This is a genomic window from Bradyrhizobium sp. LA6.1, from assembly GCF_040547805.1.
GTDB lineage: Bacteria > Pseudomonadota > Alphaproteobacteria > Rhizobiales > Xanthobacteraceae > Bradyrhizobium > Bradyrhizobium barranii.
The window spans coordinates 318,081-342,944 of sequence record NZ_JBEPQK010000007.1; the positions used below are offsets into that span (position 1 = coordinate 318,081).

The window sequence follows — 24,864 nt, forward strand, 5'->3', positions numbered from 1 at the left end:
GTGAGTTTTCGAGAGGTTAACGGCCGAGCGCCAGTGCGATCAGGCCGAGCGTGCCGACGATCACGCGCCACCAGGCAAACACCGCGAAGCCGTGGCGGGTGACGTAGCTCAAGAACGTCTTCACCACGATGATCGCGGTGATGAACGACACCACGAAGCCGATCGCGACGATGCCCATGTGGTCCATCGTCATCTCGGAGCGGTTCTTGTAGAAATCGTAGGCGAACGCGCCGATCATGGTGGGAATGGCGAGGAAGAACGAGAACTCCGCCGCCGCGCGCTTGTCGGCGCCCAGAAACATCGCGGCGACGATGCTGGCGCCGGAGCGCGACACGCCCGGGATCATCGCGATGCACTGCGCGATGCCGATATAGAGATACATCAGCAGCGGAAAGCGGGTGGCGTCATGCTCGCGCGCCTTGAGATCGAGCCGATCGACCCACAACAAGATGGCGCCGCCGACGATCAGCGAGAAGCACACGACCCACGGATTGAACAGCAGGGTCTTGATGTATTTGCCGGCAACGAGACCGACGATGACCGCGGGCAGGAACGCCACCAGCACGCCGATCACGAAGCGGCGCGCATAGGCGTCGCCGGTGAACATGCCGATCGCGACGTCCCACAATTTCTTGAAGTACAGCACGACGATCGCAAGGATGGCGCCGAGCTGGATCAGAACGGTAAACGAATCCCAGAACGCGCCTTCGCCGAGATGGAAGAAGCGCTCCGCGAGCAGAAGGTGGCCGGTCGAGGACACAGGAAGGAACTCGGTCACACCCTCGATGATGCCGAGGATCACTGCCCGTATTGCGTCTGACATATTTACGGTCCATTTCCGCTGGAAAAGCGGGGCTCTTCTCGCCTATTCGTCCTGCTCTCGCAATCGCAAAATGCGGCATCGCACCCTTGCCTCGCGGTTTTGAAGGACTAGTGTGGCGCCGCACAAACATTGATGGATTCTTAATCACCATCAAATAGTCAAAGGCTTCATGTTTACGCTGTTTCATCATCCGTTCTGCCCGCATTCGCGTTTCATCCGCCTGATCGCGGGAGAATACGGGCTCGAATTGCGGCTGGTCGAAGAACGCAGCTGGGAGCGGCGTGAGGCATTTTTGCTGCTCAATGCGGCCGGCACCACGCCCGTCCTGGTGGACAAGGAACAATCGCCCATACCGGGCGCGGCGATCATCGCCGAATATGTCGATGAAGCCTATGGCGCCGACATGGGACCGAAGCGCCTGATGCCGGAAACGGTCGCCGAGCGCGTCGAGGTGCGCCGGCTGATGGCCTGGTTCAACGAGAAATTCTTCGAGGAGGTCTCGCATCCTCTGGTCACCGAGCGCATCTACAAGCGCTTCATGAGCGAGGAGAACGGCGGCGGCGCGCCCTCGGCCGACGTGATGCGAGCCGCCAAGGCCAACGTGCGCTATCATCTGGCCTATATCGGCTGGCTGGCGCAGACGCGGAACTTCCTCGCCGGCGACCGGCTCACCTACGCGGATCTCGCCGCCGCGGCGCATCTCTCGGCGATCGACTATCTGGGCGACGTGCCATGGAGCGAGGACGACGCAGCAAAGGCGTGGTACGCGCGGGTGAAATCCCGCCCGTCGTTCCGTCCGCTGCTGAGCGAATGGCTGGCGGGCGTGCCGGCATCGCGGACCTACGTGGACCTCGACTTCTGAACTTCGATCCGACCGAACTGAAGGCGGCGCTTGCAAACGAGGCACGCGCGCTCGGCTTCGATTGCATCGGCATCACCGCTTCCGGCACGATCGAGAACGCCGGGAAGCATTTTCTCGAATTCATCGCCTCGGGCGGCCATGGCGACATGGACTGGCTTGCAGCACACCCCGAGCGCCGCGTCGATCCGCGCGGGCTATGGCAGGACGTGCGCAGCGTCATCATGCTCGGCGTCAATTACGGGCCCGACCAGGATCCGCTCGCGATCCTGCAGCAGCGCACGCGCGCGGCGATCTCGGCCTATGCGCAGGGCGACGACTATCACGATCTCATCAAGAAGCGTCTGAAGGCATTGGCGCGCTGGCTGGTGGCGACCGCGCCATCGGACGTAAAGGTGTTCGTCGACACCGCGGCGGTGATGGAGAAGCCGTTGGCGCAAGCCGCGCATCTCGGCTGGCAGGGCAAGCACACCAATCTCGTCTCGCGCGAGTTCGGCTCCTGGCTATTCCTCGGCGCAATCTACACGACGCTCGAGCTGCCGCGCGACGACGCCGAGATCGATCATTGCGGCTCGTGCCAGGCGTGCCTCGACATCTGCCCGACCGCGGCGTTTCCGGCGCCCTACAAGCTCGATGCGCGGCGCTGCATCTCGTATCTGACCATCGAGAACAAGGGACCGATCCCGCGCGAGTTTCGCAAAGCCATCGGCAACCGCATCTATGGCTGCGACGATTGCCTTGCGGCCTGTCCCTGGAACAAGTTCGCGCAGGAGGGACGCGAGGCAAAGCTCGCCGCGCGCGACGAATTGCGCGCGCCGTCGCTTGCCGAACTCGCACGGCTCGACGATGCATCGTTTCGCGCGCTGTTCACGAAGTCGCCGGTGAAGCGCATCGGCCGCGACCGCTTTTTGCGGAACGTGCTGGTCGCGATTGGTAACTCCGGCGATACGGCGCTGGCGACGGAGGCCCGGCGATTGCTTGGCGATGAGAGCGCGTTGGTGCGTGGCGCTGCGGTGTGGGCGCTGGAGCAGCTGGTGTCGCGCGGAGAGTTTGAGGCGATGAGGTCTGCGGCGGCGAGCAACGAGCGTGACGAAAGCGTGCGTGAGGAGTGGCAAGCCGCTTCCCAACTCTCCACTGTCATGCCCCGCGAAGGCGGGGCATCCAGTACGCCGCGGCCTCTCGATTGAACCACAATCGTCTCGGAGTACTGGATCGCCCGATCAAGTCGGGCGATGACAGCGTTGTTGTGGCGACAGCGCTCTGCTTCTGACCCTCACCCTGAGGATTGGGGGACCTTGATTTCCCCGCAGCTTTCCTCAAAGTCGCGCGTCATGACAAACATGCCTTTCTTCACCCGCAACGGCGATACATTCCATCCGACGGAAGTGGCCAACGGTCCCTGGGATCCGAAATCGCTGCACGGACGCGTCATCGTCGGCCTGCTCGGCTTCGCCATCGAGGAGCGTCATTCCGGCCCGGAATTCGTCCCGGCGCGGCTCACGGTCGACATGTTTCGGCTGCCGACCATCGACAAGCCGATCGAGGTAACGACGCGGCTGGTGCGCGACGGACTACGCATTCGCGTGGTCGAGGCCGAATTTGTCTCCGGCGGCGTCAGCATGGCGCGTGCCTCGTGCCAGCTGCTGCGCAAAACGCAGAATCCGGACGGCAACGTCTGGTCGCCGCCGAACTGGGATGTGCCGAAGCCGGATGACATTCCCAAGCCCACCGATCCCAGGCTCGGCATGAACGGCAAATGGACGACGCGGCCGATCGTCGGCCATATGGGCTCGCTCGGTCCGCGCCGGCTCTGGATGAGCGAGGTGCGCGAGCTCGTGGCCGGCGTGCCGATGACGCCGTTCGTGCATGTCGCTGTCGGCGCGGATTTCGCCAGCCCCTTTGCCAACGCCGGCGACAAGGGGCTCGGCTACATCAACAGCGACGTGACGATCTATCTGCACCGGCTGCCGGTGACGAACTGGATCGGCTTCGACGTGGTCAATCACCAGGCCACCGACGGTGTCGCGATCGGCGAATGCTGGCTCTACGACGAGCAAGGCCCGATCGGCACCGCCACGGTCGCAGCACTGGCGCAGCGCAAGCCGATGGCGAATCCGTCGAAGCGGTAGTCGTTACTGTCATTCCGGGGCGCGCGTAGCGCGAGCCCGGAATCCATAACCACGATCGGGAGTATGGATTCTCAGGTGCGCAATTGCGCACCATAGCTCGCGCCATGTGGCGCGCCCCGGAATGACGAAAGGAGAGAGAGCGGCGCGCCTACGCCAGATGCCGCTTCATCTCCGGCCGCGCTTTCAGCTCGGCGCCCTGCTTGCCGACGATCTTCGCAATCCGTTCCGGCGCAAACTTCAGATCGACGAACGCCGGCGCGGTGTTGGCGACCTCGTGATAGCTCACGATCCTGCCGTCGCGTAGCGTCATGATCGCGACGCCCTCGAACATCGCCCGCGCGCCGTTCGCTTCGGCCAAGGTCGAGCGATAGCTGAAGGTGTAGCGCGCATAGAGCGTGGTGCCGTCGGTGACGGGATCATGCATGTCCCAGCGGAAATCGGTCGCCGTGCGATAGAACCAGTCGTCGACCATCGCTGCGATCTTTTCGCGGCCTTCGAAGGCGCCGTAGAAGACGTCGTGATAGACGCCGTCCTCGGTGAAGAGATCCGCGAAGGCTTTTCCGTTACGCTGTTCGACGGCGTCGCAAAAGGTGCGTAGCATGGCAGTGGCGGTCATTGGCATTTCTCCCATTCTCGCTCTTCGTCATGCCCCGGCTTGACCGGGGCATCCAGTACGCCGCGGCTTCTCGGCTAAAGCACGATGGCCTCTGGAATACTGGATCGCCCGATCAAGTCGGGCGATGACACCGAATGTTGGGCGGCAGTCTCACCCGATCTCGGCCACCGCGGCAAGAATGCGGGCGATATCTTGCGGACGGGAGAGGCGGTGATCGCCGTCCTGGATCATGGTGAGCACCACGTCGTCGGCGGGCAGGCGATGCGTCAGCGCGAAGGCGTGCTGCCAGGGCACATCCGGATCCTGCGCGCCCTGGAGGATGCGGACGGGACAGCCGAGATCGATGGCGCTGCCGAGCAGCAAATGATTGCGGCCTTCCTCGATCAGATTCCGCGTGATCGGATAGGGCGAGCCATCGCCATAGTCCGACGGCCGCAGCCAGAAGCCCTTGGTCTCGATTTCTTTCTTCACCGCGGGCGAAAAATTCTTCCACATCAGCTCCTCGGTGAAGTCGGGCGCCGGAGCGATCAGCACCAGGCCCGCAAGCGACGCTTTACTGGCCCGCTTCCTGATCTCGCGCGCGAGCAGCAGCGCCATCCAGCCGCCCATGGAGGAACCGATCAGAACCTGCGGGCCGTCGCAGAACCGCTCGAACACCGCCACGCTGTCCTCGAGCCAGCTTCCGATGGTTCCATCGGCGAAATCGCCGCCGGATTCGCCATGGCCGGAGTAATCGAACCGGACCGCGGCGCGGCCATGGTCCGCGGCCCAGGCATCCAGCGCCACGGCCTTGCTGCCCTGCATGTCCGACTTGAACCCGCCGAGCCAGACCAGTCCGGGCCCGCGACCAGATTCTTGGCCTGCGCGGCTGCGCACCGCGATCCTGCGTGCGGACGGGCCCTCGCCCACATTGATGAAGCCGAGCACGGCTTCGGGAATTGCATTGCTCATGGAACGTTTACTCTGGTTGTTCGGTTTGAGCTGTCTGGATGCGTTCCGAGGCCCAGCCCAGCATCGCTATTGCCCTTTGGGACGCTTGCGGAACAGAAGCAAGGTGTCTATGTCCTGCAGCGTGCCCATGGGCGTGACCAAAATGCCTCGCATTTGAGGCTTTTTCGCCTCCCGCACGCGACTTGCTTGCCCGCAAACGCATCTTCCTTCAGACTAGCCGCCTCTTTCACAATTTTGGAGAACCACCCATTCGCCGTCCCAATAAAGCCCCGCCCGTTGCCAGCAAAGACGGGCCGCGCATCAATGATGATATTCGCAATGCGCAAATCCAGCTGATTGATCAGACCGGTGACAACAAGGGCACGGTCGAAACCGTCATGGCCATCCGCATGGCCCAGGAAGCTGGCATGGATCTGGTCGAGATTTCGCCGAATGTCAGCCCTCCCGTCTGCAAGATCATGGACTACGGGAAGTACAAGTATTCCGCCCAGAAAAAGGCCGCCGAAGCCCGCAAGCGGCAGAAGATCGTCGAGATCAAGGAGATCAAGCTCCGCCCGATGATCGACGACCACGATTACGACGTGAAGATGCGCGCGATGCAGCGGTTCTTCGAAGAGGGCGACAAGGTCAAGATCACGTTGCGCTATCGCGGCCGCGAAATGGCGCACCAGGAGATCGGCACCAAGCTTCTGGACAAGATCAAGAACGATGTCGCCGAGCTCGCCAAGGTCGAGCAGGACGCCAGGTTCGAGGGCCGTCAGGTCGTCATGGTGCTGGCGCCGCGCTGACGTCCGTTTTTCAGGACTGAGAGTTCAACGGCCCGTCCGGATTTCCGGCGGGCCGTTTGTGTATCAGGACCGGGTCGCATGCCAGATGCCGCTGCAGCGGTCGCCGGAAATGATGCCGTTCCAGGAGCCTGCACCGGCCACGCCGCCGAGCCGGCCGCCTCCACTGGCGTGGGACGCGCCGACCGAGACCTGGACCGCGACGGCGCCGCCGCGACGAACCGTGCCGGAGACCCGGCCGCCGCCGGCGGATGACACCCGGCCGCCGGTGACGGTGAAGGGGACGCTGTAGCCGGAACTGCAATTGCCCCGCGTGGTGGCGAAAGTGACATTCCAGATGCCGTCATAGCTGCCGATACGGGCGTCGGCGGTCGAGGGCAGCATGGCCGTGGCCAGCACGGCAAGCAGCGCCAGGCGGCGCGGGCGGGCGAGGTCCGTCAAGGACGAAAGCGATCGGGGAAAATGGGCCATTTTGGTCTTGCTCCAGGCGACATGGCTTGGACATATGGGTGGTAACTCCGAATAGTCGCCGGGCAGGTTTCGGCGGTTCAGCGTTGCCATTTGGCTTGTCCTCTGTCATAAGCCCAGCCTTCATCGCCCGGCTGATTAAGGGCTGCCGTGGCGGTGTCCGTGCGGGTTTCGCGCTTGTTCGTAAAACCTGAGCACAATCAACGCTCTAACGAGCATTTTTGACGGCCAGCCGCCTTCGCGGGCGGATTTCTGTGGCCATTAGGAGAGCCAAATGCCCAAGCTGAAGACCAAATCGGGCGCTAAAAAGCGCTTCAAGGTGACTGCTACCGGCAAAGTGATGCACGCCCAGCGCGGCAAGCGTCACGGCATGATCAAGCGGACGAAGAAGCAGATCCGTCAGCTGCGCGGCACTCGCGTGCTGTTCAAGACCGACGGCGACAACGTCAAGAAGTACTTCTTGCCGAACGCCTGATCGCGTCCAAGATCGTCGAAGATCATTGCCACCTCCGCCGCGCTCGCGCGGCGATCCGAAAACCAAGTCATCTCTGAAGGATTTTGTCATGTCTCGCGTCAAACGCGGTGTGACCGCCCACGCCAAGCACAAGAAAGTCTACAAGGCCGCCAAGGGTTTCTACGGCCGCCGCAAGAACACCATCCGCGCCGCCAAGCCGGCCGTGGAAAAGGCCCAGCAGTACGCGTTCCGTGATCGCAAGCGCAAGAAGCGGACTTTCCGCGCGCTCTGGATCCAGCGTCTCAACGCCGCTGTGCGTCCGTTCGGCCTGACCTACAGCCGATTTATCGACGGTCTCGCCAAGTCGGGCATCACCGTGGACCGCAAGGTGCTGTCGGATCTCGCGATCCACGAGCCTGCGTCGTTCCAGGCGATCGCCGAGAAGGCCAAGGCTGCGCTGGCCGCCTAAGCGGCTGCTTCAGCGCAAGCCCAGCACTAACGGCCGGCTCCGCCGGCCTTCAGCGCGCGTCGCGAGTAACGCTGGGCGACCTCCGCCCGGCAGAAGGCCGTGGCCGAGATATACATGGTGCCGGACTTGTTCCGGTACTTCCGGTCGCAGACCCGCAACTCGCGCTGATAGCTGAGCTTCTGCGGCGTTCTCAGCCGGCCGACAAAATCGGCCTCGCACTTCTTCTCGACTGCTTCGCCGAATTGCACGTCGCCGCTGGCGCCGTATGCGCAAGCATCGAACAGCGTCATGGCACGGTCGCAGCTCGGCGCCGCGTTCAGGACCGCGATGATGTCATCCATCGACGTCGATTTGGCCGGGCATTCCTCCGCGGCGTGAGCCGCGCTCCCCAAAAGAACCAAGCTCAAGCCGACCACCCAGGATCGTAAACGCATCGTCTTCTCCCTCGACTTCAGGTTGGTGCCAGCCATGCCTATAGGGTTCAAATGCCCTGCATTTACGACGGCTATACGGCTTGACGTTCCGGCCCGGCTGCGGCCACAACCGGCAGCGTTTTGAAAGGATCCGACCGTGTCCGACCTCGCCAGTCTCGTCCAATCCATCCTCGCGCAGATCAGTGCTGCCGGGGACGAAGCCGCCCTCGAAGCCGTCCGCGTTGCCTCCCTCGGCAAGAAGGGCTCGATCTCGGCCTTGCTTGCAACGCTCGGCAAGATGTCGCCGGACGAGCGCAAGACGCAAGGCGCCGCGATCAACCAGGCCAAGGACGAGGTCACCCAGGCCCTCGCCGCGCGGCGCGACGTGCTGAAGTCGGCGGCGCTCGATGCGCGGCTCGCATCCGAGACCATCGACGTCACCCTGCCGCTGCGCGATGCGCCGACTGAAGCCGGCCGCATCCATCCGCTGAGCCAGGTCTGGGACGAGTTGACGACAATCTTCGCCGACATGGGATTCTCGGTCGCGGAAGGCCCCGACATCGAGACCGACGACTACAACTTCACCAAGCTGAATTTCCCGGAAGGCCATCCCGCCCGCGAGATGCACGACACCTTCTTCTTCCATCCGAAGGAGGACGGCTCGCGCATGCTGCTGCGAACCCACACCTCGCCGGTGCAGGTGCGCACCATGCTGAGCCAGAAGCCGCCGATCCGCGTGATTTGCCCGGGCCGCACCTACCGCATCGATTCGGACGCGACCCACACACCGCAATTCCACCAGGTCGAAGGCCTCGTCATCGACAAGCACTCGCATCTCGGCCACCTCAAATGGATCCTGCACGAGTTCTGCAAGGCGTTCTTCGAGGTCGACCACATCAACATGCGCTTCCGGCCGTCGTTCTTCCCGTTCACCGAGCCGTCGCTGGAAGTCGACATCCAGTGCCGCCGCGACAAGGGCGAGATCCGCTTCGGCGAGGGCGAGGACTGGCTCGAGATTCTCGGCTGCGGCATGGTGCATCCGAACGTGCTGCGCGCCTGCGGCATCGATCCCGACGAGTACCAGGGCTTTGCCTGGGGCATGGGCATCGACCGCATCGCCATGCTGAAATACGGCATCGCCGATTTGCGCCAGCTGTTCGACAGCGACGTCCGCTGGCTGTCCCATTACGGCTTCAAGCCGCTCGAAGTGCCGACGCTTGCGGGAGGACTGAGCTCGTGAAATTCACCCTCTCCTGGCTGAAGGATCATCTCGACACCGACGAGCCCCTGGAAAAGCTCGCCGACAAGCTGACCATGATCGGGCTCGAGGTCGAGAACATCGAGGACAAGGCGAAGGCGCTGAAGCCGTTCACCATCGCGAAGGTGATCTCGGCCGAGCAGCATCCGAATGCGGATCGCCTGCGCGTCTGCATGGTCGATACCGGCGATGGTGGCGCACCGGTGCAGGTCGTGTGCGGCGCGCCGAATGCGCGCACGGGCCTGGTCAGCGTGTTCTCGCCGCCGGGGACCTACATTCCCGGCAAGGACATCACGCTCGGTGTCGGCACCATCCGCGGCGTCGAGAGCCGCGGCATGCTGTGCTCGGCGGCCGAACTCCAGATCTCCAACGACCATGACGGCATCATGGAATTGGCGGCGGATGCGCCGATCGGCGCGGCATACGCCGCATGGGCGGGTCTCGGCGATCCCGTGGTCGAGATCAATCTGACGCCGAACCGGCAGGACTGCACCGGCGTGCACGGCATTGCGCGCGATCTCGCCGCCGCGGACATGGGCAAGTTCAAGGACCCCACGATCAAGCCGATCAAAGGCGAATTCCCGTGCCCCGTGAAGGTCACGGTCGAGGACGCCACGCTGTGTCCGGGTTTCGCGCTGCGCCTCGTGCGCGGGGTGAAGAACGGGCCGTCGCCGGAATGGCTGCAGAAGCGGCTGACCGCGATCGGGCTGCGGCCGATCAATGCGCTGGTCGACATCACCAACTTCATGACCTACGACCGCGCTCGCCCGCTGCACGTGTTCGACGCCAAGAAGGTGAAGGGCAATCTCGTGGTGCGCCGCGCCCGCGACGGCGAGACGCTGCTGGCGCTCGACGGCCGCACCTACAATCTCGATCCCGCCATCTGCGTGATCGCGGACGGACACGGCGTCGAATCGCTCGCCGGCATCATGGGCGGCGAAGCCTCGGGCTGCGACGAGAACACCACCGACGTGCTGATCGAATCGGCGCTGTGGAACGAGATCAACATCGCCCAGACCGGCCGCAAGCTCGGCATCAATTCGGACGCGCGCTACCGCTTCGAGCGCGGCGTTGATCCGGCCTTCATGGTGCCGGGGCTGGAGCTCGCGACCAAGCTCGTGATGGAGATGTGCGACGGCGCGCCGTCGGAGAACGTCGTGGTCGGCAAGGCTTTCGGCGACGACCGCGTGATCGATTTTCCTGTTACTGAGGTCAAGCGGCTGTCCGGCATCGAGGTGCCGCAGCCGGAGATGAAGCGCATCCTGACCCATCTCGGCTTCATGATGGCCGGCCCGGGTCCGGTGGTGAAGGTCGCGGTGCCCTCGTGGCGCACCGATGTGCATGGCAAGGCCGACATCGTCGAGGAGATCGTGCGCATCTACGGCGTCGACAAGGTGCCGATGACGCCGTTCGAGCGCGGCGAGGACGCGCGCAAGCCGGTGCTGACGCCGCTGCAGCTCCGCACCCGCCGCGCCAGGCGCGCACTCGCGAGCCGCGGCATCATCGAAGCGGTGACCTGGTCCTTCATCACGAAGTCTGCGGCAACCCTGTTCGGCGGCGGCCAGCGCGAGCTCGAAGTCGCCAACCCGATCGCCTCGGATCTCTCCGACATGCGGCCGACCCTGTTGGCGGGCCTGATCGCAGCGGCGCAGTCCAACGCCGATCGCGGCTTCGGCGATGTCGCGCTGTTCGAGGTCGGCCAGCTGTTCAAAGGCGACCGCCCGCAGGATCAGTTCATGGCGGCCAGCGGCGTGCGCCGCGGCTTTGCTTCGTCCGAAGGTCTGGGACGGCATTGGTCGGGTTCGGCGCAGGCCGAACTGTTCGACGCCAAGGCCGACGCGCTCGCGGTGCTTGCCGTTGCCGGTGCACCGATGCAGGCGCTGCAGATCGTTGCCGGCGGACCAACCTGGCTGCATCCGGGTCGCTCGGGCACGATCCAGATCGGCCCGCAGAACGTGCTCGGCTATTTCGGCGAGATGCATCCCCGCGCGCTCGAGGCGCTCGGCGCCGACGGCCCGCTGATGGTGTTCGAGGTGATCCTCGACCGCATCCCCGAGGCGAAGAAGAAGCCGACCCGCGCCAAGCCCCTGATCGAGCTGTCGGCCTTCCAGCCTGTGTCGCGCGATTTCGCCTTCATTGTCGACCGCACGGTCAAGGCCGGCGACATCGTTCGCGCCGCCCAAGGCGTCGACAAGAAGCTGATCACCGGCGTGAATGTCTTCGACGTCTACGAGGGCAAGGGCATCGATGACGGCAAGAAGTCGATTGCGATCGCCGTGACGATCCAGCCGCGCGAGAAGACGCTGACCGATCAGGAGATCGAGGCCGTCGCCGGGAAGATCGTGGCGGAAGTCACGAAGAAGACCGGCGGCGTCTTGCGCGGATGACCCTTGCGGATGTTCTTCCGAAGGACGTCAGCCTCACCATTGCGATGGCGCTCTGCGCCGTCGCTTTCGTTTCGGGCACCGCGCGCGGGTTCTCCGGCTTCGGCTCGGCGCTGATCTTCATGCCGCTGGCGAGCAGCATCGCGGCGCCGCGTCTCGTTGCCGCGCTGCTCCTCGTGATCGATTTCGTCGCGGCCCTGCCGCTGCTGCCCGACGCGTGGCGGAAGGCGGACCGCAAGGCCACTGCGGTAATCGTGCTGGGCGCGCTGGTCGGCGTGCCGGTGGGCACCTATTTCCTCAGCGTGCTCGAGCCCGTCACGACGCGCTGGATCATCTCCTGCTTCGTCGCCGCGCTGTTGCTGCTGCTGCTGTCCGGCTGGCGCTATCGCGGCAAGGACCACGCCTGGCTCTCGGTCGGCATCGGCGGCCTCTCGGGCTTCTGTAGCGGTCTGGCGCAGACCGGCGGCCCGCCGATCGTCGGCTACTGGCTCGGCCGCCCCATCGCGCCGACCGTCGCGCGCGCCAATATCGTGCTGTTCTTCGGCGCGTCGGATTTCTTCTCGATGGTCAGCTACGCGACGACCGGCCTGATCTCACGCGAATCGCTGGTGCTTTCGCTGATCGTCGGCCCGGTCTATGCGATAGGCGTCGCGTTCGGTGCGTCGCTGTTCGGCCGCGCCAGCGAAAAAGTGTTTCGCGCGATTTGCTACGTTCTGATCGCGATGGCGGTGATCGCGGGGCTGCCGGTGCTGGACGGGATTCTGCGGTAACAATCTCCGCTGTCGTCCCTGCGAAAGCAGGGACCCATACCGCGTGATTTGTCGATAAGCGCAGGTGGCAGTACCGACCAAGGACCCCTAACTGCTAGCTTTCGCCAAACCACTCCCTGTGGTTATGGGTCCCTGCGTTCGCAGGGACGACAGCGGAGTGTTTGGCGACTTAATTGCCCTATTGTCGCGGCCCGCGGCGCTTCTTCGTCGACTGCGTCGGCACGTCGGCCGACTCGTCCTTGAGCGCGCCGATCTTGCGCAAGGCCGCATCCGCCGCGCGCTCACCGCTTTCCCAGGCGCCGTCGACGGTGCCCCACAGCGTCTCGTGCGTGGCTTCGCCGGCGAGGAACAGGTTGCCGATCGGCTCGGTCAGTATCTTTCGCGAGAGCTGCCCGCCGGGCGAGGACGCCGACATCGCGCCCATCACGAAAGGCGAGGCGTTCCAGCGCGTCGCGGTGGTCTTCTGCACGGCGGCCGCAGCCTCGCTGCCGAACAGCTTCGTGATCCATTCCCTGGCGAAGGCGACCATCGCCTTCTCGCCCTGCTCGGAGAGATCGCGGCCGAACGAGCCGCCGACATCGATCGAACACAGTGAGGAGCCGCCGATATTGGCGAGCATCAGCGCCGTGCGCGTCGAATTGCTCTGCTCGATGAGGATGTCATCGCGCGAGAGCCCCAGCGGATTACCCGGCAGTTGCAGCACGACGCGATCGTAGCTGCCGAGCGTGAGCTTCGACGCGGCATCGAGCGTGCGCTTGGGAATATCAGGCCCGAACTTGATCGCGCCCGACGTCAGCACATTGGTCGAGACCGTGACGATGGCGGCGCGTGCGGCGATCCTGCCGGATGGCGTCTCCACGCTGACATCGCGATTGCTCCAGACAATCCTGCTCACCGGCGTCGCCAGCGCCACCGGCGCCTGTTCGCCGAGCCTGGTGATCAGGGTCCCCAGGCCCTGGCGGCAGGCGATCGCGGTGTTGCGGTCCTGCGCACGCGCCTTGTCGATCGCCGACAGCTCCTTGAGGTCTTTGCCCGCAAAGCTCGCACCGAGCACGAATTCGGCCGCACCGGCCCAGTCGCCGAGATCCTTCGGCAGCACCGAGGCGCAGGCCGTATCGAGCTTGCCGCGCCCGGCCTCGTCGATGGCGCGGTTGGCGCGCACCAGCGCCGCCAGGAACTGTTCGGTCTCGCCCGCGCGCGCATTGCGGCGGCCGATACGCATCTTCTGGCCGGTCGGTGCCGGCAGCACGTCGAGCCCGGCACTGCGCGCCAGCCGGATCATCGGATTGGTCTCGGGATTGTGCATCCAGCGCGCGCCGCGATCGAACGCCACGTCGAAGGTCGTGCTGTCCGTGATACAGCGGCCACCGATCTGGGATGCCGCTTCCACGACCACGACCTTGCGGTTGGCCGCCATGATGCGCCGCGCCGCGGCAATTCCGGCCGCCCCCGCGCCGATCACGACGATGTCGGCCTCGCGCGGCAGGGGTGCGGCAGTCGCGCGCAGGACCGGCATCGCGGCAAGGGCCGCCGACGCCGATAGGAAGCTGCGGCGCGTGATTGTCATGTCATGGTTTCCGGGAACTTGCGGCGAACGGGAACAGCCCGCGAACCTTGCTGCATCTGGTGTTGCACGGCAACCATCATGGTGAATCAATCGTGCTTGATCTCACAGAGTGATGAACCGAATTGCAACACGTTTCGACCATGATAGAGAAGGGAAAAAGACGGCCGGAAAAGGCCGTGGGGGGAGTTTGAAATGGGGACGGTTCTGGACTCAGTCGGCAAGTTGATTGCCGCGTACCTCTCGAAGGAGGTGCCGGGCTACGAGCCGTTCACGCCGAGCGACCCGGAGCACCTGCGCGGCGTCATCGAGCCCGGCGACGTGCTGCTGGTCGAGGGCAACAACCGCATCTCCGGCATCATCAAATATCTGACGCAGTCGACCTGGTCCCATGCCGCGCTCTATGTCGGTCCGGTCGAGGGCGCCGTGGAGCCCAACGGCGAGCCGCATGTGCTGATCGAGGCCAATATCGGCGAGGGCGTCACCTCGGCGCCGCTGTCGAAATATTTCCCGTATCACACCCGTGTCTGCCGCCCGGTCGGGCTGTCCTATGAGGACCGCACCACGGTCTGCCGCTATGCGATCAACCGCATCGGCTTCGGCTATGACACCAAGAACATCGTCGACCTGATGCGCTTCCTGTTCCCGTTGCCGATCCCGCAACGCTGGCGGCGGCGCATGATCTCGATCGGTTCGGGCGATCCGACAAAAATCATCTGCTCGGCGCTGATCGCGCAGGCGTTCGACGCCGTGCGCTATCCGATCCTGCCGAAGATCACCAAGGCTGGCAGCCGCGCCGCCCGCCGCGAGATCCTGCACATCCGCGATTCCTCGCTCTACATGCCCCGCGACTTCGACATCTCGCCCTATTTCGAAGTCGTCAAACCCACCATCGTGCACGGCTTCGACTACACCGCGCTGCACTGGGCCGACAAGCAGAAGCCGCTCGAGGAGGTAGCGGGCACATTCAGTGTGTTTCCAGAAACGCTCAGTGCGCCGCCGCTCGTTCCTGAGACGGTTGACGAAGAAGCGCCGACTGAAGTTCCGGCTGAAGAAGTGAGCGCGCAGCCCGCGGAGATGGGCGCCATCTGCTCCGAGCATTTTGTGCTGCTGAACGAACTGGCGATGTACCGCGCGCGGGGACGCGCGCAGGAGATGGCGGCGTAAGCATCGCGCCTGCCGTCGTTCCGGCAAAGGCCGGGAGAGACGTTGCACCGCTCTTTCCACCGTCATTGCGAGCGTAGCGAAGCAATCCAGAGTCCCTCGGCGGAGGCAATCTGGATTGCTTCGTCGCTGCGCTCCTCGCAATGACGATGGCGAGAGCCTACCGTTCCGCCCGCCCGATCACCGCCATCAGCTCCGCGATCTTCTCGCGCTGATCGGCCTTGTCGCCGCTCGCGATCGCGTGCTCGACGCAATGGGCGACGTGATCTTTCAGAACCTCTTCCTCGACCCGGCGCAGCGCGGCACGCACGGCCGAGATCTGCGTCACGATGTCGATGCAGTAGCGGTCCTCCTCGACCATCTTCGAGAGGCCGCGAACCTGACCCTCGATCCGGCCAAGACGTTTTCCGACGGATGCCTTGATGTCCTTGCGCATGCGTTCTATATACCCCCCTAGGGTATATGTTGCAAGGCCGGAGCATGGCAATGAACGACGCCGAAAACGGGCACCATCACACGTCGGAAACACCGTCCGGATGCGGCTGTTCCGCCAAGGCCACCCCCAAGGCTGCTCCCGAGGCCGCCCCGCCAGCCAACAAGCCTGCGGCGTCCTCCTGCTGCGGCGGGCACGGCGATCACGCGCATGACCATGGCGCAGCCGCGACAAAAGTCCTCGATCCCGTCTGCGGCATGACGGTCGATCCCGCGACCTCGAAGCATCACCACCCACATCACGGCGAGACCTTCCATTTCTGCTCGGCCGGCTGCCGCACCAAATTCGCCGCCGATCCCGCAAAGTATCTCGCCAAAGAGAAGGCGCCCGAACCGGAGATGCCCGCGGGCACGATCTACACCTGCCCGATGCATCCGGAGATCCGCCAGGTCGGACCCGGCAGCTGCCCGATCTGCGGCATGGCGCTGGAGCCGGAGGTCGCGAGCCTGGACACCGGCCCCAATCCGGAGCTCGCCGACATGACGCGGCGGTTCTGGATTGGTGGCGCGCTGGCGCTGCCGGCGGTGGTGCTGGAGATGGGCGGCCATCTCGCCGGCCCTCACGACTGGATCGATCCGGCGCTGTCGAACTGGATCCAGCTCGTCGTCACCACGCCCGCCGTGCTGTGGGCCGGCTGGCCGTTCTTCGTCCGAGGTTGGCAGTCTCTGGTCACCCGCAACCTCAACATGTTCACGCTGATCGCGATGGGCACAGGCGTCGCCTATGTCTACAGCGTCGTCGCGACTGTCGCGCCGCAGATTTTCCCGACGACCTTCCGCAGTCATGATGGCGCCGTTGCCGTCTATTTCGAGCCCGCCGCTGTGATCACCGTGCTGGTGCTGCTCGGGCAGGTGCTGGAGCTGCGCGCCCGCGACGCGACGTCGGGTGCGATCAAGGCGCTGTTGCAGCTTGCGCCGAAGACCGCGCGCCGCGTCGATGCCGATGGCGGCGAGCACGAGGTCGAGATCGATGCGCTCCACGCCGGCGACCATTTGCGAGTCCGTCCCGGCGAGAAGGTGCCCGTCGACGGAATTATCCTCGAGGGACGCTCCGCGCTCGACGAATCCCTCGTCACCGGCGAATCCATGCCGGTCACCAAGGAGCCCGGTGCGAAAGTCATCGCCGGGACGCTCAACCAGTCGGGCGGCTTCATCATGCGCGCCGACAAGGTCGGGCGCGAGACGCTGCTGTCGCAGATCGTGCAGATGGTCGCCGACGCGCAGCGCTCGCGCGCGCCGATCCAGCGGCTGGCCGACCAGGTCGCTGGCTGGTTCGTGCCGACCGTGATCGCCGTCGCCATCGCCGCCTTTGCCGCCTGGGCCTGGTTCGGACCGGAGCCGCGGCTGGCGTTCGGCCTCGTTGCCGCCGTCAGCGTGCTGATCATCGCCTGCCCCTGTGCGCTCGGCCTGGCGACTCCGATGTCGATCATGGTCGGCGTCGGCCGCGGCGCGCAGGCGGGCGTCCTGATCAAGAACGCCGAGGCGCTGGAGCGGATGGAGAAGATCGACACGCTGGTGGTCGACAAGACCGGCACGCTGACCGAGGGCAAGCCGAAGGTGGTCGCGATCGTTCCGGCTGCCGACTTTGCGGAAGACGACATCCTCCGTATTGCGGCCAGCGTCGAGCGCGCCAGCGAGCATCCCCTCGCCGACGCCATCGTGCGCGCCGCGAAGGAGAAGCAACTCACCCTCGCTCAGGTCGAACAGTTCGACTCGCCGACGGGCAAGGGCGCGACCGGAAAAATCGACGGCAGGAGCATCGTGCTCGGCAACGCAAGATACCTGGGGTCGATCGGTATCGACACCAGGGCGCTCGATGCCGAGGCCGAACGGATGCGCCAGGACGGTGCCACCGTGATCAACATGGCCGTCGACGGCAAGCTGGCCGGCCTGTTCGCGATCGCCGATCCGGTCAAGGCCTCGACCCCGGAAGCGCTGAGGGCGCTGGCCGATGAAGGCATCAAGGTCATCATGCTGACCGGCGACAATCGCACGACGGCGGAAGCGGTGGCGCGCCGGCTCGGTATCGCCGAGGTCGAGGCCGAGGTTCTGCCCGACCAGAAGAGCGCGGTGGTGACGAAGCTGCAAAAGGCCGGGCGCAGCGTCGCGATGGCGGGCGACGGCGTCAACGACGCGCCCGCACTGGCGGCCGCCGAGGTCGGCATCGCCATGGGCACCGGCACGGACGTGGCGATGGAGAGCGCCGGCGTCACCCTGTTGGGCGGTGATCTCACCGGCATCGTGCGTGCGCGAAGACTGTCGCAGGCGACCATGAGCAATATCCGGCAAAACCTGTTCTTCGCCTTCATCTACAACGCCGCCGGCATTCCGATCGCGGCCGGCATCCTCTACCCGGCGTTCGGCATCCTGCTGTCCCCGATCATCGCCGCGGCGGCGATGGCGCTGTCCTCGGTGAGCGTGGTCGGGAATGCGCTGCGGCTGCGCGGGACCCGGCTGTGAGCGCCGTGAAATCCGTGTAGAACAGGTCCATTCGGCGGTACGCGCGGAGAGGACCTGATGCAGCGGATTACGATCACGATCGAGGACGATCTTTTGGCGGAGATCGACGCGGCGGCGGAAGCGCGCGGCTACCAGAACCGCTCCGAGATCATCCGCGACCTCGCGCGCGCCGGCCTGCAACAGAGCACCGAGGACACCGCGCAGACCGGCCCCTGCGTCGCCGGCCTCGTCTACGTCTACGACCACGCCGCGCGCGATCTCTCGAAACGCCTGGTGCAGGAATTCCACGGCCACCACGAGCTCGCGCTGGCCACCCTGCACGTCCATCTCGACGACAACAATTGCATGGAGATGACGGCGCTGCGCGGCGACGCCGGCGAGGTCAGGCATTTCGCCGACCACATCATCGCCGAACGCGGCGTCCGCTACGGCCGCGTGGTGATGATCCCGACCGGTGAAGGGAAGCAGGCGAAGGCGCGCAAGCACGGGCACCGGCACGAGTAGGAGCGAGTCGCACACGCGCTTAACCCTCTCCCCTTGTGGGAGAGGGTGGCTCACCGCGCAGCGGTGAGACGGGTGAGGGGTATTTCTCCGCGAATTCTGTACTCGCGGAAGCATACCCCTCATCCGGCGCTTCGCGCCACCTTCTCCCACATGGGGAGAAGGAAGAGACAAGCTCACGCCGAGAGCAAGTTCTGCAGCGCTTCGCCGTTGGGGACGCCGAGGCCGGAGCAGGCGTCCCAGCCGGGGCCGGCCTTGTACATGCCGTGCAGATCGCCGGTGATGTCATTGTTGCCGACCGTGATGTCGCGGAACACACCTTGCGTGTGCGCGGCGTAGATCAGCGGGTTGATGAAGCCGACGGTCTTGCCGAATTTCTTCGTCGTCGCCTCGTTGATGCGGGCGATCAACCCCGCCATCAGCGGCGCCACGGCACTTGTGCCACCGATGGTGGTGCCGACGCCGTTGAGGAAGATCTGGTAGCCGGTCGCAGGATCGGCATCGCCGGCAACATCGGGCACCCCGCGGCCGTTGTGATGCGTCGGTGATTTCGGCACATGGGCCTGGGCCTGGTATTGCGGCCGCGGGAACACGACGCTGACGCCGCCGCCGCCTGCGCCGCCCTGCGGCCCGCCGTTCCAGACCACCTCGTTGATCTGGCCGTTCGGCGCCTTCAGATTGGTGCCGCCGCAGGCGAGTGCAAACGGGCTCGAGGCCGGGAAATCTGCATGTGGCTTGCCGTCCCAGTCCGCACCCATGTCAGCCGAACCATTGTCGCCGGAGGCAACGCAGACGGTGACGCCCATCGCGGCGGCGTCGCGGATCGCCTCGTTCAGGCCGTCGACGAATTGCTGCGAGCCTTCCTGGTCTTCCGGCCCGCCCCAGCTGATCGAGATCACCGAAGGTTTTCGCGCGGTGTCGTGGACAGCGGCCTTGACCGCATCGATGAAGCCGTTGGTGGTGTTGGGCGCGAAATAGACCACGATCCTGGCGCCGGGCGCGATCGCACCGGCCACCTCGATGTCGAGCACGACCTCGCCGTCGGCGTCCGAATGGCCGGGCTTGTTGGCGCCGCCGTCGACGCTCGCGGGTGCGATCTTCGGCATCGGGATGCCCGCCTTCTTGAAGAAGGTGCGCAGGTCTGACGTTTTGTAGCCGGCGCCCGTGGGATGGCCCTTCTGGTCGATGTCGTTGAGCTCGATGATGGCGATGCACTGGCCGGCGCCGGTCTCGCCGCCGGGGAAATTGTAGAGCTGGGCGATCTGATCGACCGAGAAGCTGCCGCCCTGCGCGGCGCGTGCGGCTGCGCCCTTCTGCGGCAGCTTGCGGCGGAAGTGAGGTTGCGCCACCGGCCGGTTGTCCAGGCCGTGCACGCCGACCACGATACCTGCGAGCTCGGCCGGGATCTGCACGCTACCTTTACGCATGCGATGGGTCGCGCCCTCGTATCTGACCTTGTTGAGCTTGACGCCGAAGGCTGCGCTCATGGCCTTCACCGTCCCGGTCAGCTTCACGGTGCGGGACGCCAGATGCACGCTCTTGACGTTGAGATCGTGGTGATGCGCGAAATCGTCGATCTTGGCGACGTCGGCGGGGTCCCCGCCCATCTCTGCGCCGAACTCGGCACGCGAGAGATACTGCCGCTCGCGCGGCGGTTGCGCGCCGAGCGTCATCACCTGCTCATCGTCGGCACGCTTCGCGCGCAGGCGAACGCTGATCTCGATTTCCTGCTTGGGATCGGCCGCGCCGACGAGCTTGGCCCCCTTCGGCAATTTCCGTGCGCTGTTCGCCAGCGTCACGCGCGTGGTCGAGCTTGCCATGACTTCCTCCGTTTGTGATTGGAAGGCAGATTGTCGCACCTCAACTATAGGTGTAATCTCAAACCCAAATTGGTTCAGGCATTTGAGCGATATTTTTTCAGAAAACCTCTTGTTTGGCAGGGGCAACATCCGACTGGCTCAGATCGGCACGGAATCGGTCAATATTCACGACCATTCGACGACAAGGATTTCGATTTAAAATTGCAACCGTTGGCTTGTCTGGCCGACCAACGGAAGACGTTTGTCGAAATCAGACGTTTGAAAATCAATTTGGCGGAGACAATGCGATGCGTGCTGACCGCAAATGGGTTGAGAGAAATCTCGGTTTCGATCCGATCACGACGCCGCCCCCGCCCGACACCTTCGTGGTGAAACGCGTGGCCAAGGGCGCGGTGAAGAAATCCGCGAAGGTCACGACCGAAGACTTTCGGCGCGAGATCATCGATTTCGATTCCGAGTCGAGCGAGGGCCGCGAGTTCATGGCCTTCTCGACCTCGACCGGGCTGTCGCGCTTCACCGACATTGCCTGGCCGAAGGGGCTGGCGCCGCAAACCGGGCCGAAGCCGAAGGACAACGGCAAGGGACCGTTGCCGCGCGCCGACGTGCTGGTCGTGACCTGGACCGTCGACGAGGGGCACGCCCTCAGCCGCGTGCTGACGCCGGGCAAGGACTCCCGCAACGATTACGTACCCTACACGCACAATTACGCGGCCATCTCCAAGAAGATGCGCAACGGGTGTCCGGCCAAGGAGCTGAAACGGCTCGGCACCTACTGGACCACCACGATCGGCAAGAAGAAGGTCGTGATCTTCAAATCCGATTCGCACATGTCGCAGGACGGCCCGCAGCTGCCGAACATCGACGTCTGGCGCCAGATCATCACCGAGGTGCAGCCGACGCTCGTCATCACCACGGGCACGGCCGGCGGCATCGGCAAGGAATTCGAGGTCGGCGACGTCGTCGTCAGCCCGATCGTTCGCTTCGACTGCCTGTCGAAGTTCAAGAAGCAGCCGTTCGCGCAGGAGCATTTTTCCAGCAGATTCGCGGTGACGAAGAAATTCGCGCAGGCCAAGACGCTGTTCAAGGCCAATGCCGGGCAATTGCCGAGGGACAATACAAGGGCGCCGAAGATCTTCGTCGTGAAGCCGAGCGGCCTGTCCTCCTCCGTGGTCACCACCGACTTCTTCGGATTCGACACCTCGGACGACCACTTTCATCTCCAGGGGCTCGGCGACGTCTCCGAAATGGGCGATGCCATCCTTGGCCTAGTCGCGCAGGAGATGGGCGACAAGGCGCCGCGCTGGCTCGCGATCCGCAACGTCTCCGATCCGCAGGTCAAGGCCGAAGGCACCCTGCAGCAGCAGGAGCAGATCGCCGCCCAGATCTACAAGGGGTTCGGCCGCTGGAGCACGGTCTGTAGCGCCATCACCTGCTGGGCCAGCATCGCGGCGGAGCCGTAGCGAGCGATCCGGCCAGCGCAGACGACAAAGGACGGGCGATCAATCAGGGAAAGTGGAACGGCCATGGCGCAGATCACGATCAACGGCATCACGATCGATCCTTCGGCTCCGCACGCGGAACGCGCCGCGCTGTCGCTGGATCATGCGAATGCGAAGGAATCCGACTACATCATCGTGCAGACCAACCAGCCGCTCAACGCCGAGCGCAGAGGGCAGCTCGCCAAGGCCGGCGCCGAGATCCTGGAAGCCGTCCCGGGCAGCGCCGTCATCTGTCACTTTCCGGCAGCCGGGCTCGACAAGGTGCGGAAACTGCCGTTCGTGACATGGGCAGACCTCTACCCGGGCATCGTGAAGATCGCGCCGGCACTGCGCAACCTTGACACCCAACCCGGAGGCGTTGCTGCGGCGCGCGCGCTTGCGGCAAAGCCGGCGGCGCTCGACCGCACCAGCGTGACCGTCGACGTCATGCTCCACCGCAATGTCGGCGTGAAGGCCGCTGCAAAGAAGATCGCGGAAGCGGCGCATGTGCAGCTCGACGACGTCGTTCCGGGCACGGCCAAGGTGCGTGTGACGCTGAAGATGCGCCGTCTTGCCGACGTCGCGGCGCTCGACGAGGTGCGCAGCGTCGAGAAGGTCTTTCCACGCAAGCTGCTCAACAACATCGCGCGGGGCATTCTTCGCGTTCCCGCGGCGACGCCGAGCAATGGCGGCGAAGGCGCGGGCGAGATCATCGCGATCGCCGATACCGGTTTCGACAAGGGATCGACCACGAACACGCACCCGGCCTTCAAGGGGCGCGTCAAGAAGCTCTACGCGCTCGGCCGGCCGGGACGCAAAGACGATCCTGATGGTCACGGCACCCATGTCGCGGGTTCTGCCCTCGGCGACGGCGTATCGAAAAGCGACGGCCCGATCCGCGGCACGGCTCCCGGCGCCAAGCTGGTTCTGCAATCCGTGCTCGACAGCGGCGGCAATCTCGGCGGCCTGCCCGACAGCCTCGATGCGCTGTTCGGCCCGCCCTATAAGACGGACAAGGCACGAATTCATTCCAACTCCTGGGGCAGCGTCGGAAATTTCGGCGTGTATGACTCCCAGGCCAACGAGCTCGACACGTTCGTCTACGCGCATCGCGACATGCTGATCTGCTTTGCCGCGGGAAATGAAGGCAGCGACAAGGATGGCAATGGCCAGGTCGACCCCAACTCCGTGACGCCGCCTGGTACGGCCAAGAACTGCCTCACCATCGGCGCATGCGAGAACAATCGCCCCAACGAGCCCATGACCTACGGAGAGGCCTGGCCGCGCGATTTTCCGGCCATTCCCATCAACCCCGATCCCGTCGCCAACGATCCCGAAGGGATGGTGGCGTTCAGCAGCCGGGGACCCACCAACGACGATCGCATCAAGCCCGACGTCGTGGCGCCAGGATCCTTCATCCTGTCGACGCGCTCCCGCGTCACGAAATCGAAGGGATGGAAGCTCTCGAAGGACCCGCTCTACATGTTCGAAGGCGGTACCAGCATGGCCACGCCGCTGGTGGCCGGATGCGTCGCGGTGGTCCGGTCGTTCCTGAGGAAGAGCCACGGGCTGAAGTCGCCGAGCGCCGCACTGCTGAAGGCACTCATCATCAACGGAGCTCGTAGCATTGCTGGCCAATACATTCCCTCGGAGGCGGGCTCTGTCGCAAACAACAGTCAGGGTTTCGGCCGAGTCGACGTCCAGGCCGTGGTCGGCCCCCTTGCTGCGAAGGAAGCCTTGCAGTTCTTCGACGAGAAGAAGAAGCTCGAAGCAGGCGAACGCGAAGACCGCACGGTCACGATACCGGCGGGAAGCAGCCGCCTGAAGGTCACGCTGGTCTGGACCGATCCGCCCGGCGAAGGCCTGCAAAGCGACCTCGATCTCGTCGTGGTGGCCAACAAGCAGGAACGCCATGGCAACATGCCGGCCGGTTCGAAGGACTTCGACCGCAGGAACAATGTCGAGCAGGTCATCTTCGCGAATCTGCCGGCCGGCGAAGCGGTGATATCGGTCATCGCTCATTCCATCGCGGTCGCGCCGCAGAACTATGCCCTCGTCATCAGGGTGAGCTAGAGCGTCTTCAAGCGAAGTGGCTGCCGGCTCGCGCGAAGAAAACGCGTCAAAACAAGCGCCTTGAGCTTCCGTTCTGATTCACTCAGAACCCAAGCTCCAGGCGCGGCAATCTGTCCCGGAAAGCTCGACCTCTTGTCGAACCTTCCGCGCATGTCTACCTCTCGCGGGTGGTTTTGCTGAGAGGTACTCCGATGCTGGATGCCGCCGTAAAGGCGCTGTCGCAATTGATCTCGCCGCCGATGCGCTCGATCCTGTGGCGATCGATCGGGCTTGCACTGGTGCTGATCATCGTGCTGGCGATCGGCTTGCAGCGGCTGCTGAGCTGGTTTGCGACCTATGGCGAGGTCTGGCTGGAAGGCCTGCTCGGGCCGAGCTGGCATTCCTCGCTCGAGGTCCTCGCCTGGATCGTCTCGATCACGGCGGGCCTCGGCGTCGTGTTCGGCGGCGTGTTCCTGATGCCTGCGATCACCTCGCTGGTGGCGAGCCTGTTCGTCGACGACGTCGCCGACATCGTCGAGCGCGAGCACTATCCCGCCGAGCGGCCGGGCGCTGCGCTGCCGTTCAGCCAGGCGATCTACGAGGGCGTCAAGACCGCGCTGCTGACGATCGTGGTCTATCTGGTGGCGTTGCCGCTGGTCCTGTTCGCCGGTGCCGGATTCCTGATCTTCTTCGTCGCCGCCGCCTGGCTGCTCGGGCGCGAATATTTCGAGCTCGCCGCGATGCGCTTCCGTTCGCCGGAGGAGGCCAGGGCGATGCGGCGCGACAACGCCGCGACCATCTTCACCGCCGGCCTTTTCATTGCGGCCTTCGTCTCGATCCCGATCGTCAATCTGGCGACGCCGATCTTCGGCATGGCGTTCATGGTCCACATGCACAAGCGCCTGTCGGGGCCGCGGCCCGAGCTGATCGAGCCGGCGCGGCAGATGCGGTGAG

Annotated in this window: 23 protein-coding genes; 15 read left to right on the forward strand and 8 right to left on the reverse strand. The window is 64.7% G+C overall.

What is annotated here, in order from left to right:
- Window positions 1-16 precede the first annotated feature (16 nt).
- The gene (locus ABIB99_RS20585) at window positions 17-823 is read right to left on the reverse strand and encodes an undecaprenyl-diphosphate phosphatase (RefSeq protein WP_354113198.1); all 807 of its coding nucleotides are present in this window, start codon (window positions 821-823) and stop codon (window positions 17-19) included.
- A 169-nt stretch (window positions 824-992) separates the two neighbouring features.
- Here ABIB99_RS20585 and ABIB99_RS20590 point away from each other — a divergent pair, with 169 nt between their 5' ends.
- The 3 genes from ABIB99_RS20590 (at window position 993) to ABIB99_RS20600 (ending at window position 3,811) form a co-directional block, all read left to right on the forward strand.
- On the forward strand, window positions 993-1,685 hold the full coding sequence (locus ABIB99_RS20590; protein WP_063980220.1) for a glutathione S-transferase family protein: 693 nt from the start codon (window positions 993-995) through the stop codon (window positions 1,683-1,685).
- Window positions 1,634-2,869, forward strand: a complete 1,236-nt coding sequence (gene queG / locus ABIB99_RS20595) for a tRNA epoxyqueuosine(34) reductase QueG (RefSeq protein WP_354177336.1) — start codon at window positions 1,634-1,636, stop codon at window positions 2,867-2,869. Before ABIB99_RS20590 ends, queG begins: the two co-directional genes overlap by 52 nt.
- Before the next feature lie 144 nt (window positions 2,870-3,013).
- The gene (locus tag ABIB99_RS20600; protein ID WP_354177338.1) at window positions 3,014-3,811 is read left to right on the forward strand and encodes an acyl-CoA thioesterase domain-containing protein; all 798 of its coding nucleotides are present in this window, start codon (window positions 3,014-3,016) and stop codon (window positions 3,809-3,811) included.
- Between the two features lie 148 nt (window positions 3,812-3,959).
- Here the strand turns inward: ABIB99_RS20600 and ABIB99_RS20605 are convergent, their stop codons facing one another.
- Together ABIB99_RS20605 and ABIB99_RS20610 are read right to left on the reverse strand one after the other, a co-directional pair.
- Window positions 3,960-4,427, reverse strand: coding sequence for a nuclear transport factor 2 family protein (locus ABIB99_RS20605; protein ID WP_014490871.1), 468 nt, complete (start codon window positions 4,425-4,427; stop codon window positions 3,960-3,962).
- Window positions 4,428-4,577: 150 nt separating this feature from the next.
- On the reverse strand, window positions 4,578-5,378 hold the full coding sequence (locus ABIB99_RS20610) for an alpha/beta hydrolase (RefSeq protein ID WP_354177340.1): 801 nt from the start codon (window positions 5,376-5,378) through the stop codon (window positions 4,578-4,580).
- Between the two features lie 248 nt (window positions 5,379-5,626).
- Here ABIB99_RS20610 and infC point away from each other — a divergent pair, with 248 nt between their 5' ends.
- The gene (infC, locus tag ABIB99_RS20615) at window positions 5,627-6,166 is read left to right on the forward strand and encodes a translation initiation factor IF-3 (RefSeq protein ID WP_071917037.1); all 540 of its coding nucleotides are present in this window, start codon (window positions 5,627-5,629) and stop codon (window positions 6,164-6,166) included.
- A gap of 63 nt (window positions 6,167-6,229) precedes the next feature.
- Here the strand turns inward: infC and ABIB99_RS20620 are convergent, their stop codons facing one another.
- Window positions 6,230-6,634 carry a hypothetical protein gene (locus ABIB99_RS20620; protein ID WP_085404991.1) on the reverse strand — a complete coding sequence of 135 codons (405 nt, stop codon included), beginning with the start codon at window positions 6,632-6,634 and terminating at the stop codon, window positions 6,230-6,232.
- 271 nt (window positions 6,635-6,905) lie between these two features.
- On the opposite strand from ABIB99_RS20620, the gene rpmI reads away from it, so the two are divergent.
- Complete coding sequence (gene rpmI, locus ABIB99_RS20625) at window positions 6,906-7,106, forward strand: 50S ribosomal protein L35 (protein WP_008539890.1); 201 nt, start codon at window positions 6,906-6,908, stop codon at window positions 7,104-7,106.
- An 88-nt stretch (window positions 7,107-7,194) separates the two neighbouring features.
- Window positions 7,195-7,554 (forward strand): 50S ribosomal protein L20, encoded by a 360-nt coding sequence (gene rplT / locus ABIB99_RS20630; protein WP_014490867.1) that lies wholly within the window; start codon window positions 7,195-7,197, stop codon window positions 7,552-7,554.
- Window positions 7,555-7,580: 26 nt separating this feature from the next.
- Here the strand turns inward: rplT and ABIB99_RS20635 are convergent, their stop codons facing one another.
- Window positions 7,581-7,988 (reverse strand): hypothetical protein, encoded by a 408-nt coding sequence (locus ABIB99_RS20635; protein WP_028148823.1) that lies wholly within the window; start codon window positions 7,986-7,988, stop codon window positions 7,581-7,583.
- A gap of 136 nt (window positions 7,989-8,124) precedes the next feature.
- On the opposite strand from ABIB99_RS20635, the gene pheS reads away from it, so the two are divergent.
- The 3 genes from pheS to ABIB99_RS20650 are packed head-to-tail and all read left to right on the forward strand — an operon-like array spanning window position 8,125 to window position 12,379.
- A complete protein-coding gene (gene pheS / locus ABIB99_RS20640; protein WP_038932708.1) occupies window positions 8,125-9,207 on the forward strand; it encodes a phenylalanine--tRNA ligase subunit alpha in 1,083 nt (360 codons plus the stop codon).
- A complete protein-coding gene (gene pheT / locus ABIB99_RS20645; protein ID WP_354177343.1) occupies window positions 9,204-11,612 on the forward strand; it encodes a phenylalanine--tRNA ligase subunit beta in 2,409 nt (802 codons plus the stop codon). Before pheS ends, pheT begins: the two co-directional genes overlap by 4 nt.
- Window positions 11,609-12,379 (forward strand): sulfite exporter TauE/SafE family protein, encoded by a 771-nt coding sequence (locus ABIB99_RS20650; RefSeq protein ID WP_354177345.1) that lies wholly within the window; start codon window positions 11,609-11,611, stop codon window positions 12,377-12,379. The genes pheT and ABIB99_RS20650 overlap by 4 nt, the downstream gene beginning before the upstream one ends.
- Window positions 12,380-12,557: 178 nt before the next feature.
- Here ABIB99_RS20650 and ABIB99_RS20655 read toward each other — a convergent pair whose 3' ends face one another.
- Window positions 12,558-13,946 carry a flavin monoamine oxidase family protein gene (locus tag ABIB99_RS20655; RefSeq protein WP_354177346.1) on the reverse strand — a complete coding sequence of 463 codons (1,389 nt, stop codon included), beginning with the start codon at window positions 13,944-13,946 and terminating at the stop codon, window positions 12,558-12,560.
- Between the two features lie 192 nt (window positions 13,947-14,138).
- Here ABIB99_RS20655 and ABIB99_RS20660 point away from each other — a divergent pair, with 192 nt between their 5' ends.
- Complete coding sequence (locus ABIB99_RS20660) at window positions 14,139-15,110, forward strand: YiiX/YebB-like N1pC/P60 family cysteine hydrolase (RefSeq protein WP_354177348.1); 972 nt, start codon at window positions 14,139-14,141, stop codon at window positions 15,108-15,110.
- Between the two features lie 157 nt (window positions 15,111-15,267).
- Here ABIB99_RS20660 and ABIB99_RS20665 read toward each other — a convergent pair whose 3' ends face one another.
- Complete coding sequence (locus ABIB99_RS20665; protein WP_007598521.1) at window positions 15,268-15,543, reverse strand: metal-sensitive transcriptional regulator; 276 nt, start codon at window positions 15,541-15,543, stop codon at window positions 15,268-15,270.
- Between the two features lie 50 nt (window positions 15,544-15,593).
- On the opposite strand from ABIB99_RS20665, the gene ABIB99_RS20670 reads away from it, so the two are divergent.
- Both ABIB99_RS20670 and nikR read left to right on the forward strand, forming a co-directional pair.
- Window positions 15,594-18,059, forward strand: coding sequence for a heavy metal translocating P-type ATPase (locus tag ABIB99_RS20670; protein ID WP_354177350.1), 2,466 nt, complete (start codon window positions 15,594-15,596; stop codon window positions 18,057-18,059).
- A gap of 57 nt (window positions 18,060-18,116) precedes the next feature.
- Window positions 18,117-18,563, forward strand: a complete 447-nt coding sequence (gene nikR, locus ABIB99_RS20675; RefSeq protein ID WP_166347220.1) for a nickel-responsive transcriptional regulator NikR — start codon at window positions 18,117-18,119, stop codon at window positions 18,561-18,563.
- 173 nt (window positions 18,564-18,736) lie between these two features.
- Here nikR and ABIB99_RS20680 read toward each other — a convergent pair whose 3' ends face one another.
- Complete coding sequence (locus ABIB99_RS20680) at window positions 18,737-20,380, reverse strand: S53 family peptidase (RefSeq protein ID WP_354177351.1); 1,644 nt, start codon at window positions 20,378-20,380, stop codon at window positions 18,737-18,739.
- A gap of 287 nt (window positions 20,381-20,667) precedes the next feature.
- Here ABIB99_RS20680 and ABIB99_RS20685 point away from each other — a divergent pair, with 287 nt between their 5' ends.
- The 3 genes from ABIB99_RS20685 to ABIB99_RS20695 all read left to right on the forward strand — a co-directional run bounded on the left by ABIB99_RS20685 (window position 20,668) and on the right by ABIB99_RS20695 (window position 24,863).
- Window positions 20,668-21,840 carry a phosphorylase family protein gene (locus ABIB99_RS20685; protein WP_354177353.1) on the forward strand — a complete coding sequence of 391 codons (1,173 nt, stop codon included), beginning with the start codon at window positions 20,668-20,670 and terminating at the stop codon, window positions 21,838-21,840.
- Window positions 21,841-21,903: 63 nt separating this feature from the next.
- Window positions 21,904-23,931 carry a S8 family serine peptidase gene (locus ABIB99_RS20690; protein WP_354177355.1) on the forward strand — a complete coding sequence of 676 codons (2,028 nt, stop codon included), beginning with the start codon at window positions 21,904-21,906 and terminating at the stop codon, window positions 23,929-23,931.
- Between the two features lie 191 nt (window positions 23,932-24,122).
- Entirely contained in the window at window positions 24,123-24,863 is a 741-nt protein-coding gene (locus tag ABIB99_RS20695) for a sulfate transporter family protein (protein ID WP_063980234.1), read from the forward strand.
- Window position 24,864: the final 1 nt, after the last annotated feature.